This window comes from Luteolibacter sp. SL250, assembly GCF_026625605.1.
Taxonomy (GTDB): Bacteria; Verrucomicrobiota; Verrucomicrobiia; order Verrucomicrobiales; family Akkermansiaceae; genus Luteolibacter.
Map to the genome: position 1 here is coordinate 761,633 of NZ_CP113054.1, position 12,721 is coordinate 774,353.

The 12,721-nt window shown below is 57.3% G+C and carries 10 protein-coding genes; 2 read left to right on the top strand and 8 right to left on the bottom strand.

Annotated features, from left to right (window positions below; translation table 11 throughout):
• Window positions 1-27: 27 nt before the first annotated feature.
• Complete coding sequence (locus OVA24_RS03465) at window positions 28-951, bottom strand: ribose-phosphate diphosphokinase (RefSeq protein WP_267673536.1); 924 nt, start codon at window positions 949-951, stop codon at window positions 28-30.
• Window positions 952-1,042: 91 nt separating this feature from the next.
• On the opposite strand from OVA24_RS03465, the gene OVA24_RS03470 reads away from it, so the two are divergent.
• Together OVA24_RS03470 and OVA24_RS03475 are read left to right on the top strand one after the other, a co-directional pair.
• Window positions 1,043-2,050 carry an exosortase/archaeosortase family protein gene (locus OVA24_RS03470; protein WP_267673538.1) on the top strand — a complete coding sequence of 336 codons (1,008 nt, stop codon included), beginning with the start codon at window positions 1,043-1,045 and terminating at the stop codon, window positions 2,048-2,050.
• Window positions 2,047-2,781, top strand: coding sequence for an exosortase-associated EpsI family protein (locus OVA24_RS03475; RefSeq protein WP_267673540.1), 735 nt, complete (start codon window positions 2,047-2,049; stop codon window positions 2,779-2,781). The genes OVA24_RS03470 and OVA24_RS03475 overlap by 4 nt, the downstream gene beginning before the upstream one ends.
• Before the next feature lie 36 nt (window positions 2,782-2,817).
• On the opposite strand, the gene OVA24_RS03480 is transcribed toward OVA24_RS03475, so the two are convergent.
• From OVA24_RS03480 to OVA24_RS03510, 7 genes are all read right to left on the bottom strand, one after another.
• On the bottom strand, window positions 2,818-5,022 hold the full coding sequence (locus OVA24_RS03480; protein ID WP_267673542.1) for an O-antigen ligase family protein: 2,205 nt from the start codon (window positions 5,020-5,022) through the stop codon (window positions 2,818-2,820).
• Window positions 5,023-5,059: 37 nt separating this feature from the next.
• Window positions 5,060-6,466, bottom strand: a complete 1,407-nt coding sequence (locus tag OVA24_RS03485) for a sugar transferase (protein WP_267673544.1) — start codon at window positions 6,464-6,466, stop codon at window positions 5,060-5,062.
• A 78-nt stretch (window positions 6,467-6,544) separates the two neighbouring features.
• Complete coding sequence (locus OVA24_RS03490) at window positions 6,545-8,683, bottom strand: glycosyltransferase (protein ID WP_267673545.1); 2,139 nt, start codon at window positions 8,681-8,683, stop codon at window positions 6,545-6,547.
• A 45-nt stretch (window positions 8,684-8,728) separates the two neighbouring features.
• On the bottom strand, window positions 8,729-10,288 hold the full coding sequence (locus OVA24_RS03495) for a hypothetical protein (RefSeq protein ID WP_267673546.1): 1,560 nt from the start codon (window positions 10,286-10,288) through the stop codon (window positions 8,729-8,731).
• A 187-nt stretch (window positions 10,289-10,475) separates the two neighbouring features.
• Window positions 10,476-11,276, bottom strand: coding sequence for a glycosyltransferase family 2 protein (locus tag OVA24_RS03500; RefSeq protein WP_267673547.1), 801 nt, complete (start codon window positions 11,274-11,276; stop codon window positions 10,476-10,478).
• Between the two features lie 61 nt (window positions 11,277-11,337).
• Window positions 11,338-12,129: a DUF268 domain-containing protein gene (locus tag OVA24_RS03505; RefSeq protein WP_267673548.1), complete on the bottom strand. Its 792-nt coding sequence runs from the start codon at window positions 12,127-12,129 to the stop codon at window positions 11,338-11,340.
• A 64-nt stretch (window positions 12,130-12,193) separates the two neighbouring features.
• Window positions 12,194-12,715 carry a DapH/DapD/GlmU-related protein gene (locus OVA24_RS03510; RefSeq protein ID WP_267673550.1) on the bottom strand — a complete coding sequence of 174 codons (522 nt, stop codon included), beginning with the start codon at window positions 12,713-12,715 and terminating at the stop codon, window positions 12,194-12,196.
• Between the last annotated feature and the right edge of the window lie 6 nt (window positions 12,716-12,721).

Below are 12,721 nucleotides of genomic sequence, written 5' to 3' on the forward strand. Positions count from 1 at the left end.
TTGTTTTTAGAAGCGAAAATCGATCCGTCACATGAAAAGTGAGGTGATCGACTGGCCGCCGTTGATTCGGCGGATCGCCTCCGCCATCAGCGGAGCGATGCTGACGATGCTCACCTTGTCACCGGCAGCCTGTGGCACGGAGTCGGTGGTGATCATTTCCTCGATGGCGGAGTTCTTCAGCCTCTCGTGACCCATTTCTCCGAGAATCGCGTGGGAAACGCCGGCGAAAATGCGCTTCGCTCCGTGCTTCTGGAGAATCTCCGCAGCGGCGGTGAGGGTGCCCGCGGTTTCGGTCATGTCATCGACCAGCAGCACATCCCGGCCTTCGACTTCGCCGATGACGTTCATCGCCTCCACCCGGGTAGCGCTGACGCGGTGCTTCGCCACGATGGCGAGTTCCGCCCCGAGGGCGTCCGCATAGGCACGGGCCATTTTCACGCCACCCACGTCCGGAGAAACGACGGTGAGGTTGGTCGTGTCCGGATGGCGCTCCTGGAGATAGCTGAAAAGTGCGGACTTCGCGTAGAGATGATCCACGGGAATGTCGAAGAACCCCTGGATTTGCGGGGCGTGTAGATCCATGGTGAGAACCCGGTTGACCCCAGCCGCCGTTAGCAGGTTGGCAATGAGCTTCGCCGTGATCGGAACGCGGGGTTGGTCTTTCCGGTCCTGGCGGGCGTAGCCGAAGAAGGGCATCACGGCGGTGATCCGCTCCGCGCTGGCACGGCGGGCGGCGTCCACCATGATCAGCAACTCCATGATGTTGTGGTTCGTCGGCGGGCAGGACGGCTGGATGATGAAAACGTCCGCACCGCGGATGTTCTCGTTGATTTTGACGAAGGTTTCACCATCCGGAAAAGCGGTCACGTGGACATCCGCGAGCGGCTGCCCGAGATTTTTGGCGATGTTTTCGGAAAGGGTGCGGTGGGCGGTTCCACTGATCAGTTTCATGGGTCGGACGGCGGGGCGGGGGGATTGTTGACAGCGGTTTTGCCGTGGGCAATACTTTGCGCGGATTTCTCGACCCAAACCCCGCTATTCCTTGTCCCAGCCCCCCGTCCAGTCCTCCCATCCACACGTCGGTGCGTCCGGATCCTCCGGGAAAAGGAAGCCGGGTGTGTTCATGTGGGCGGCCGTGATCCTCAGCGCCGCGGCGATCCTGTGGTTCTACGCGGCGGTGGAGCGGTTCGGCCCGGCCCGGGACCAGTCCACCTTCGGATGGCTGAAGAGTGCCTGGAATGGTGAGACTGACTACGAGCACGGGATTCTATTCCCCTTCGTGATCGCAGGCCTGATCATCTATAAATGGCGTGATCTCAAGGCGGCGGCACGGGACGGGAGCCTCTGGGGGTTGGCGGCCGTGTTTGTGGGGGTTGTGTTTTTTGCTGCCGGTTACCGGACGCTGCAACCGCGGGTGACAGCGGGCGCCCTGCCTTTTCTCCTCTGGGGATCCGCCCTTTACCTTTGGGGCTGGCGTGTCGCACGGATCCTGCTTTTTCCACTCTTCTTCTTCTGGCTCGCGGTTCCCCTGCCCAGCTTCCAGCAGGCGACCACCCATCTGCAATTGATCGCCACCAAAATGGCCCACCACGGATCCGCGCTGTTCGGTGTGGAGACCTTCGTGGACGGAACCAAGGTTCTGCCAATCAAGGGCAACTGGCAGCCTCTGGATATCGCGGCGGGATGCAGTGGCATCCGCTCACTGATGGCCCTGTTGATGATTTCCGCTGCATGGGCCTATGTGGCGAACATTTCGATGTGGAAGAAGATCGCGCTTTTCGCCGCCGCGTTTCCTCTGGCGATCCTTGGGAACGCACTCCGGGTCATCTCCATCTTCGTGATCGCGGAGTACGGCAATGCGGAGTGGGCCAGCGGGACCTGGCATGACTGGTCAGGATTGCTCCTTTTCTACCCGATTTCCCTGGCACTGCTCCTCGGCATCCACACCCTCCTTGAAGGTGGGCTTCCTTGGAAGAGGCAGAAAAAAGTCGCCGTTCGCCGGACCGTGGGAATCGCCGCGGAACCCAACCACCCTCTGCACGAAAGATGAACTGGAAGCTGTTATCCCTTCCCGCCCTTCTCGCCTTCGGCTTGGGAGGCATCTACCTGCTCCCCAGCGCGGGCCGGGTGGCGAACAGTGCCATCCGGATGGAACTGCCCCAGGAGGATGGCGAGTGGATGTTCCGCAAGAACCTTCCGAGTAAAGAGGAACTCGAAGCGTTGGCCAAAGACACGCAGTTCTCCAAAGCGACCTGTTTCCGCGCCCGCCCTGGGGAATTCACCGAAGACGGCTACAGGAACGCGGACATCATCGATCTTTCCATCGTTTTGTCAGGCTATGACCTGAATAACTCCATTCACCGGCCCGAGCGCTGCATGCCCGCGCAGGGGCATGTCAATCTGGTCGGCAGCGACGTCACGATCAAGCTTTCCAACGGTCGCGATCTCACCGTCCGCCGGCTTCGTTCCACCCGCCGGAGCTCGGGTGCCTCCCAAGGAGAGGTTCAGGAACTGAAGTGCGTGACCTACTACTTTTTCGTCGGTCACGACCGGCTGGCTCATGACCACCTCCAGCGGACTTTCATGGACATGCAGGACCGTTTGGTGCGTGGAATGGACCAACGCTGGGCCTACGCGTCCTTCTCCATGTGCTACGGCAGGATGCCTTGGTATCCGGACGCCGAGATCACCGAACAGGAAGTGGACCGCAAACTGGCCGATTTCGTTTCCGCATTCGCGGAGCAGCAGATCGAATGGAAGCAAATCCAACCCCGCGGTTGAGCACCGGAGCGCGACCGTCCGGGCCGTGCTTCCCGCTTACTTGGAGGAATCCTCGACGGGGATCTTGGTCACGGTAAAAAAGTCGATCATCGCGTTTAGATAGCCCAATTCTTCCTCCACATTGGCCTTCGTGACAGCATTGGCGATTCCAAGCGTCTTGCCGAGGCTTTCTTTGGCGCGCAGGAAGAGAAAATGCGCTCTGGCGGGCCGTCGCTCCGAATATTCAGTCCGGGCAAGCTTTCCAAGCAGCATCCCGGTCCTGTAGTTTCCAAGCCCCGGATCGGCATCGGCAAGCTGCTGGTAGAAGTCCAGCGCTCCCTCTAGATCCCCAGATTGTTCGGCGGCGCGGCCCAGACCGTCTAGGATGAGCGAATTGAGCCGCTTTCCTTCTGGAGAGGTGGGGAAGGGTGGATTGGCAGAAACGGTCGCGTCGAATTGGATTTGAGCCTTCACGAACGTATTAAAGGCCTTGTTGGAGTCCCCTTCCGCCAGTTGTTTGCCGGCGATCTTTGCAAGATGGGATGCAAGCCTCTGGTGCCCTCCGAATCCCATTTCCATTCCCCCTTGTAGCCGGATCGTCCGTTCATACTCGGCGGAGGCCTGTTCATCCAGATCCATGGAATCGAAGAGATTGGCTAGGTTGAGTGACAGAGAAAGATCGAAGGGATGGAGCTCAAGCCCCGACCGGTAAGCAGCGATGGCTCTCTCGATCTGCGGAGTTAGAAGGCGCATTGGCAGATCCTTCTGGATGCTCGTGTGCAGGGCATTAGCCAGATCGCTGTAGAGTGCTGCTTGGGGCCAAACTTCCAACGCATCCTCCGTCGAGTATATCCGTTGCGCCAATGTCACCTCCTGCGCTGAGCGGAAGATGACGGGTGCAAGATGATGCATTACCCGAGTGCCCTTGCCTCCGAACAACAGCATGATCAACGCAGCGATCACCACAATCAAGGTAACAAGAGTGCATGCCCCCCGGTGCAACCATGCAGAAACTGGTTTCCGGGATGGCAGAGGACAAGAGATCCGTCCGAGAATGAGTCCGAGGAGAATCGCTCCTGGCAGCAAATGAAAAACGAAGTTGAAACTCGATTGGAGCAGAACCGCCGCAAGCGCGGCAATGCCCCCATAACCGAGTGCGGGGAGGGAATCCGCACTTCCGGACTTCGGTTGCAGAATTCGGATCAGCAACGATACGACGATGGTTGAGATCAGCAGGATCACCAGCAATCCTCCCAGCAAACCGTAGTCCGTGAAAGTCTGGAGGATTTCGTTGTGAACGTATTCCGGCTGCAACTGTTGCCAGCCATGCGCGTTGAAGTCCCAGAATTCATAGCATTCCCAACTGTAGCTACGACTACCTCCTCCGGCCCATGGATGAAGGTCGGCGCAGGAGAATGCGATGCCCCAAAGATGTAGCCGGATCGTATTGGTGAGGATGATTCCAACGTCCGCAGATTCAGATCGGATGCTCTGGGCGGAACTCCAGCCCTGGAGGAGAAGGGCGATGATCCCGCACACGAGCAGCGGCAGGCTCAGGAGAAGCAGGCCGAACCATTTCGGGTGATGCCTCTTCACCTGCAGAATGCCGAAGAAGAGGAAGATCCCGGTCCCCAGCGCTGCGGCAAGAATACCGCTTCGTGAGTGGGTGAAGTAGATGCACGACAGGGCCGCCAACGATGTCAGGATCCACAGCCACCGCGTGGGACGGTTGGGGCTTCCGAATACGGCCGCTCCGGCGAGGATGAAGGAAGATCCCGCGAGAAAATTCGCACAGTCGTTGTAGTGGCCGAAAAATCCAGAGGGGTAGGCTCCCGGGCGCAGGGGGTAGATGATATTGTAGGAGGGATCCGGGATCTGCCGGATGATCAGATAGACACTTGAGGCGAGAAGAAACCAGATGCCCCACAAGACGATTCCGGTGGCCCGCTCCGAGCCGGCGATCACCCGTGCCGCGACAAATGAGGCGACCGCGGAGGACAGAAGGAGGATGTCCGCCGTTGCCAGCTCCGCCACTGGAGAAAGCCAAGCCCGCACCGCCACCCAGATCACCAGGAGCGCGCCCAGAAGTATCACCCCACCGTCGGGGAATTTTCTCCAGCGGATCAGGGCGGGTATCGAAGCCGCGGCCGCAAGGCCCAGAAAGATGAGGGCGGGTCCCCACGACCATGGTCTTGTCTGGGCTCCGAGCGTAACCGCGAGGATCAGCCCGATCGTGAAGAAAATGGATGTTAGAACCGGCATGTTTCTGCTCCGTTTGAAAACCGTTTCAGTCAGCGGCTCATTTCGCCCCGTGGCCGAACAGCACCGCTGGGATCGTCTTGAGGAGAATCCGGATGTCGAGGCCGAGGGACCAGTTGTCGATGTAGCGGAGGTCCATTTTCACCCACTCATCGAAGCTGGTGATCTTGTTGCGGCCACCGGCCTGCCATTCGCAGGTGATCCCGGGTTTCACACTCAAGCGACGGCGATGCGACATTTCTCCGAACGCCTCTACCTCATAGAGCGGCAGGGGCCGTGGCCCGACCAAGCTCATGTCTCCGGCGAACACGTTGATGAACTGCGGGAACTCATCAATGCTGAACTTCCGGAGAAATGCTCCAAATGGAAAGATTCGCGGATCCCGGTCAAGTTTAAATACCGGACCTTCCATCTGGTTCCCATGATCATCCTTGGTTTTCTGGAGAAGTTGCTCGGCATTGGGTACCATCGTGCGGAATTTCCACATCTTGAAAGGCTTGCCGTAACGACCGGCACGCATTTGGGAAAAGAAGATTGGGCCTTCCGGGCTGCTGATTTTGATGCCGATGGCGGCGACCACCCAAAGAGGGGATGTGGCGATGATGAAGAGGGCGGAGCCGACGAGATCCATCAGTCCCTTGCACATCAGTTCCCAAGATAGTTCGGGAGTCGATCTCAGCACCAACATCGGCTTGGAGCCCACGGCGTCGAAAGCAGGCCGGGCGATCTGGCTGCGGATGAAAGAGGCGGCAATCCACGCCTCGACACCTTGCAGCTCACAGGCTTCCACGGCACGGGCCACCTTCTCAAACTCACTGTTTTTGGTCGCGAAGAGCACGCGACCCACGGATTTGGCCTTCAGCAGTTCATAGAGATCTTTCACCGGGCGGTTTGCGAGGTCGAACCGTTCCACCACATTCCAATCCGATGTAATGTCTGGGCCGACATCGGCGATGAGCGCCTCCACCTCCTCCGGTGTGCCGGCAATAATGACCTGCTCGCGCCCTTGCTCGGAACTCATTCGGTTTTTCATCCAGATTCTGGTCAGGCGGTCTCGCACAAACAGCAGAAGGAAAACGAATAGCAAGCCGAACCCGAGTATGAGGCGGCGTGCGTCAACCAGTTTGGCCAGAAGGGAAAACATTCCTATCAGCAGCCCGATGACCAGCAGACCTTTTAGCAACTGAGAGATCGCCTGCCGTGGCATCTTCTGGCGAATGCGGTGATAAAAGCCGAAGCGCTCGAGAACCAGCGGAGTGAAAGGAACCGCGATGTAGAGCACCCAGCTCATCGTCGAAATTTCGTTGTTCCCGCTGATGGAGCGGTGAGACAGCTCCAGAAGCAGAGGGCGGAGTTCACCCGCGGTCCAGAATGCCAGCCACACCAGGAATGCATCTGCCAGCTGGAGGGTCTGGATGGTGAAACTGTCTTTACGACTGAGAAACATGATGGTTACAGCGCGCGGCGGCCTCGGAAAGCACCAGCATGAGCGAATACGGGCGGGGGGCAACTGAAGATGTCATTGTTATCGATTGCCGCGCAGGGGCCGTTTTCCCAGTCGGTTCTGGTAAGCATGAACGACAGCCTCAATAAAGACTCCCAAGGATGGAATCAATGGCCGTAACCATCTCATAATCAGTAGTAGATAACCAATCGCCAATAAGGACGAAATCACGGAACCCGATTCCTTCCGTTTGATCCACAACATGTTGCGAATCCGGTAGTAAAGTTTGTCCCCGCTCAGGTTTTTTTCCAGGCACAGCTTGTTTTCCCCCAGCGCCAGACTGACTAAAGGCCCTGCCACAGGATGATGGAGGATGGATCCGGTGGCCATCCAGAATGGATAACCCGCGGATTCCAAGGCTCTCGGATAGTCTTCATCCTCTCCACGGAGGAAAAAATCATGGTTCAGGGGACCCACGTCCCAGTAGACATCCTTCGGAATCAATGATCCGAGCCAGGATCTGCGCGTCCGGACCCACGGAGCCATGGGGAGGGATTCGAATCTCACCGGATTCCTCCAGAACCCGTCAATGGTGATGACTTCGGAAGGCCAGCTTAATTCTGTGGAATCCGGTGCCAGCACGACAGAAGTCCGGATGCCTTCGGACGGGCCGTCGGGGTCAATCAGACGCTCGAAGGCAGCCGGCTGCGGCCACGAATCGTCATCGAGGATCCACACGGCGTCATAGCCTTGGCTGAAAGCTTTTTCGACGGCGAGTTTGACCCCGCCGGAGTTTCCCAAATTTTCCTCAGAGCGGATCAGTTCGAAGGGCAAGGTGGAGTTGGACGCCACCGATTTCAGCATCTCGCACGTGTCGTCCGTCGAGGCGTTGTCCGTTACGAAAAGTTTCGACGGTGGCAATGTTTGATCCGTCAGCCTCTGGAAGCACTCCGCAGCGACGGCGCTGCGGTTCATGGTCGCAAATACCGCGGCAACCCTTGGATTTTCCCCGCGAAGCGGGAGGCGTTCTCCGGAAACCTCACAAGGATGTTCGGGATCGCCGGCGCCTTCTCCCGCATCGGTTTGACCGAAGCCCGTCAGCGCTTCGATGAAAGAAGCCGTCCGGGCTCCCAACAGCTTCACATCCAGTTGTTCCGCCAGGATCCGTGCCGCGGCGCCCATGGCATCCCTCTGGTCCTTGTCCTGGAGCAACGTCCGCATCCGGTCCGCAAGCCGGGGAACATCGGTGTGGTCGATCTGGAATCCGCTGGAGCCTTTCGCCACCAATGTTTCCGCGGCTCCGGCGTTTCTCCCCACGATCAGCGGCAAGCTGCTGGCCGCGGCCTCATGGACGGTCACCCCGTAGGTGTCCCCTTCGGTCGGAAGGACGTAGATGTCCGCATTCCCGTACTCCTTGCGCAGCGCCTCCCCTTCGATGAAACCCCCGATGGAAAGCCATGGGTCTTTCTGTTCTCCCAGCCATTGGGACAAAGGGCCGGTGCCGATGACCCGGAGTTCGAAATGGTGGCCTTCCTTCGCGAGAATGCGCGCGGCTTCGATGGTCTGTTCGATGCCTTTCTCCTGCTTTATCCCCGCGACGAAAAGAAAGCGGATGGTGTCCCCCGGAGAGCGTGGTGAGCGGGAATACCCGTCGGCGTCGATCGCATGCGGAGCGAAATTCACCGGCATCATGGTCTCGGGCCATCTCCGGGTCGCTTCCCTAGTTTGGGCGATCACCCCATTGTATAGGAAGGCGAGCTTCCTGTGCATCCGCAGTTGCAGGGGGGTGCAGGAATGCGGAGGGGGGTTGGCTCCCAAGTCGGTCGACAGGATGCAAACAATATCCCTGATCCCGGCCCAGATCGCGGCGGCGAGACAGAATGGGGAATATTCATGTGTCCAGATGCAATCAGGCTTCAGGCGGACCAGTTCCTTCAGCAGCGCCGTGCTGGGTATTTCGGGGTCCGACTTTGTCAGCAGGCGGCCATACTTGTTCACCAACCGTTGCAACGTCGAATTGTCGGAATCAGGCCCGACATGGATGATTTCCAGCCCTTGGCCCCCCTCTCCTGCATCTTTCCAAGGATGATCACGTGCTTCCAATCTGGCGGTGAGCAGCGCGACGCGCCACCCGCGGGCGCCCAGGCATCGGGCCACTTCGGAATAGAATCGTGTCCTGTAAGGCGCCAGCCCCTTGGAGACAATAACCAGTGATTTCATGAATGAACGTCGGGACGCGCTCAAGCGGTTGCCCGGCAAGGATCGTCAGGCGGTTCGGCCGGCTGGTGCCGGGAACAAGCCGGAACCCTGTCCCGCAGCCCTTCCCGTAGCGGCGCCACCCAGTGGCTCGTAGATTTTGAGGGAAGAAGCGTCGGCCAGCCACCATTGATAGATCGAGAAGGCGATGCCGAAGAACATGCACCAGAACAAGTTGATCGGGAAATAAAGGATCATGATTCCTTGGCTGAATCCACCGCTCACCATGCCGATCCCCAACGCGAAGAAGTAGGTGATCAACGTCCGGTGGGGGCCTTTGGGCATCCGGAACACCAAGCGGAATACATACAGCGTCCCCACGATCAATCCGAGAACCGCGATGGAGAGTGGGATATAGCCGATCTTGATCAGGGTCTCGGTCAGAATGTCGTGGATCCAGTTCACATTCGGCTCCGTTCCGGCGATCTTCATGCCGAAGGGGGTCCATAGATCCGCGTCATTGACGAAACTAGCCATGCTCTCCAAGCGTGCATCCAAGGTGCCTAGAACCAGTGTCTGACGTATTTCGGGGGAGGCCCCGAATTTCTCAAACAACTGCTCCTGCGCGTTGACCATGACCCGGGACGTCAGCAGATGGTCGGCGGAGAGATAGAGGATGGAAATTCCCGCCAATGCGCTGAAAAAAGCCGTGTAGGTGAGGAGTTTGCTCTGCAGGCAACAGAATGCGAGCAAGGCGATTATCGCACAGGCCCAGCCTGTGCGGCTGAATGTGAAGTAAGCGCTCGCCATGAAGAGCACCAGGACCAGCCAACGTACTGGATTGAGCCAAGCCCGCAGACTGATCTTCCCCTTCTTCCAAATTACCGGCAGCAGCAGGGAGGCAAACAGAATTGAAGCAACCATCGAGAGAGCGTGCGCACTGACCATCGTTCCCATGTTGCGGAACACTTCCTCATCCAACTGCCGGACCTCGATGGTCATCCCAGAAAGCAGATACTGCATCTCGAAGTCGGCGATTCCGAAATAGGCTTGGTGGATCGCCCAGAGTGCCGCAGGCAGATAGATGAGGACCACCGACAGCATGAGCTTCTTCAGATCGGCGATCCCATTGAAAATCCTCGGGAGGAGGAGCGGCATGTAGAGGTATGCAACCGTATTGACGGCGTTGCCGGCGTTCCGCAGGCCTCCCTCCATCATCAACTGGGTACCGCCCATGACACAACAAACGAAGGTGATGACGAAGAACAGCACAACCTCCCGCTTGCTTACCTGGCCGGAGCCCATGACGGCGGAGAACAGGAATTTCAGCACCATTCCTGCCACTAGAGCAGGGGCGAAGGAGAGCATGAAAGCCAGATCGACGTCAGAGAAGCGACTGTCCATGATCATGAACCGCTTGATGCAGTCCAGATAAGCGCCAGCCATCAACAGTAGATAGAACGACATTCTCGGTGCCACCATCGCTAGAGCAAGCGCGAGCGGCGTGAGATACCGGAAAGAGTTTCCGAGTACGTTTCCCTGTGAGGTGAAGATCTGGAGCGTCGCGATGAGGGCGAGCAGCGTGAAGGCTGCTCCCATGATGATGCGTGGCAACGCGCTCGTTTGCATGAGAAGAAGGATGGATTTTTGTCGGCGGACCAGTCTCAGGCTGGCGGATTCATTTTCTCCTGATTTTTCTCCGCTGAAAGGAAACTTATCCGGTGTTAGAGCGAATTATGACTTTCGGATCCGGTTTCGAGGTTAAAAATATCCATAAAAGTCTTATAATTAGTGAATTAAATAAGGGCGGTGCTTTTCAGCGCCCAGCTAAGATCCGAATCATCGGTGAAAGTGCGTAGTAGGGCCACTTCCATCCAAAGTTTCGACGGGTGAACACCAACCATTCGGGAAAGGGAAGGCCCTTTGGCCGCTGCAGCAGTTCCAGACGCTTCAGGCGCGGCAGGGACCTGTCGCGCCAGGTTCCTTCGACCGCGTTAGTGCCGCAGGTCCCGAGGAACTCTCCGGATTTCCTAATCAGGATCCCACGCTTCCGGGCCTGAATGCCATAGTCAGTATCACCCATCGCATGGGTATAGGCATCATGGAGCATCCCCAGTTCCTGGAAGACGGCACGGGGAACCAGCGCGCAGTTGGCCGTGAAGGTATCGCACTCCGTTTCATCATCGGGCGCAAGCATCCCCCGTTTCAGGCTGACTCCGCCATAGTTGATCTCGCCGGTACCCTCATCCGCAATGGATGCCACGGCGATCACCCTCTCCGTTGGCGGCCCCGCCAGTTCCAGCAGATGCCGGAGGGCGTTGCCCTCCAGCGCCGTATCGTCGTTGAAAAGCAGATAGTAGTCAGGATCCGAAACTGCGGCATGTTTCCATGCCACTCGCATTCCGCCGCACCAGAACAGGTTGCCCGATCCAGGGATGATCTCCACCCCGGGGAAAGCTTGGCGGACGGCCTGTGCGGTTCCATCAGAAGAACCATCATCCACAAGTACCACGTCCAACGTCGCACCCTCTGGCAAAGACTGATGGGACAGCCGTTCCAGGCACGCCAACGTGAGGACGCGCCGGTTGTAGCAGGTTACCAAGGCGGTTATGAGCATCTTATGGCGATCCAGGGTGTTGGGAATCCGGGTTGGACGTTGCTTGGGGATGGCGGCGTATTTATCGCAGCTTTATCAGCTCAATGATGGCGCAACCGTAGCGGCATCCGAAATTTTCAGGAAATCCGGAGTGATCCAGAGGTACATCCTCTATGAGTTCACCCTTATCGGTTATATAGGAAAAACGATCAATTCGATACATGGAAGAGAAATAATTGATCAGGAATTCAGCCGAGAATACACGGTGCGCATTGAACTCAATCCGCTGGGGCCCCATCGGCGTGGCAAAGTGGAAGCGTCCGCCGGATTTAAGCATTTTGGAGAGATTTTGAAGGCCTTTGTCGAATCCATCGAAATCAATGGGATCACCGTACCGGCCCAGCCCGAAATGTTCGATTGCGTGCAGGCATGAAAGTGAGTCCGTATAGTCGGTGAAGCGCTCGTCCATTTTCATGAGATCCGCCTGTTGGAACCGGACATTGTGGATCGTGGAATCCATCGGGCGGATATCGAAAACTTCAACTGGCCGGAATGAAGCGACATGGGTCACGAATCCATCGATCCTGGAGCCGACATCTACGTGCCTTTCCGGATTCAGCTCGAAGATCCGGCGCGCTACGCGGAGATCTTGCTGGAAATAATGATCCAAGGTCGCACCGCTTTGATCACCGCGTTCTGTTAGAATTGGGAAAAGGGTTCCGAGTGGAAATTTGAAATGACTCAGCCGTGCCTGCTTTTTGATTTCCCTGAGGTCGGATAGATACCAGTTGAGGTTGACGATGGCTTTGACGCCTGTACGCGGCGACATGCCAAATAATGCCGCTGCTTTTTCTAGTTTTCTGAAGATGCTCAAGGTTAGGATGATGGTTCGGATCTGAATCCGGAGGCTGTCGGCCTTGATCGGATTTAGATTCTGTTTATTTCAGGTGGCGTATGACTTTGCAGGGATTTCCGGCGGCAAAACAGTTCGGGGGGATGTCCTTTGTGACGACGCTTCCGGCGCCGATGATGGAATTGTCTCCGATCGTGATGCCGGGAAGAATCGTGACATTTGATGTGATCCAGACGTTGTCTCCGATGGTGACAGGTTTTGTGATGATTCTGGAGAAGTCATCCACTTCATGAGTACTGGTGATCACGATGTTTCTGAAGGAGAAGCCGACATTATGGCCTAGATGGACTGATCCGTAGTCCACAAACAGGGTGTCGCTGAGGCTGGCTGGTCCCGTGAAAAAAAGCTTTCCGGATGTGCAGCGGAATCCTGGCTGGAAATCAACATCGGGTGGAATTTTAAGGCGGATTGAAATCCATTTTTTTAGTAGGGTGATCGGAATCAATCCGTAGAACCTCAGAAGATGCCGGGTGAAGGGGGTGAGGGCGGGAAGTGGTCTTCCTTTCGCGGGGCAATAATATGATTCTTCGTGGTTTTGTTGTGACATGGGTAT

Bases quoted from the DNA above. Each gene is read 5' to 3' on its own strand.
- OVA24_RS03480 (WP_267673542.1), bottom strand. From the start codon at position 5,022: ATGCCGGTTCTAACATCCATTTTCTTCACGATCGGGCTGATCCTCGCG.
- OVA24_RS03465 (WP_267673536.1), bottom strand. From the start codon at position 951: ATGAAACTGATCAGTGGAACCGCCCACCGCACCCTTTCCGAAAACATC.
- OVA24_RS03485 (WP_267673544.1), bottom strand. From the start codon at position 6,466: ATGTTTCTCAGTCGTAAAGACAGTTTCACCATCCAGACCCTCCAGCTG.
- OVA24_RS03495 (WP_267673546.1), bottom strand. From the start codon at position 10,288: ATGCAAACGAGCGCGTTGCCACGCATCATCATGGGAGCAGCCTTCACG.
- OVA24_RS03490 (WP_267673545.1), bottom strand. From the start codon at position 8,683: ATGAAATCACTGGTTATTGTCTCCAAGGGGCTGGCGCCTTACAGGACA.
- OVA24_RS03500 (WP_267673547.1), bottom strand. From the start codon at position 11,276: ATGCTCATAACCGCCTTGGTAACCTGCTACAACCGGCGCGTCCTCACG.
- OVA24_RS03510 (WP_267673550.1), bottom strand. From the start codon at position 12,715: ATGTCACAACAAAACCACGAAGAATCATATTATTGCCCCGCGAAAGGA.
- OVA24_RS03475 (WP_267673540.1), top strand. From the start codon at position 2,047: ATGAACTGGAAGCTGTTATCCCTTCCCGCCCTTCTCGCCTTCGGCTTG.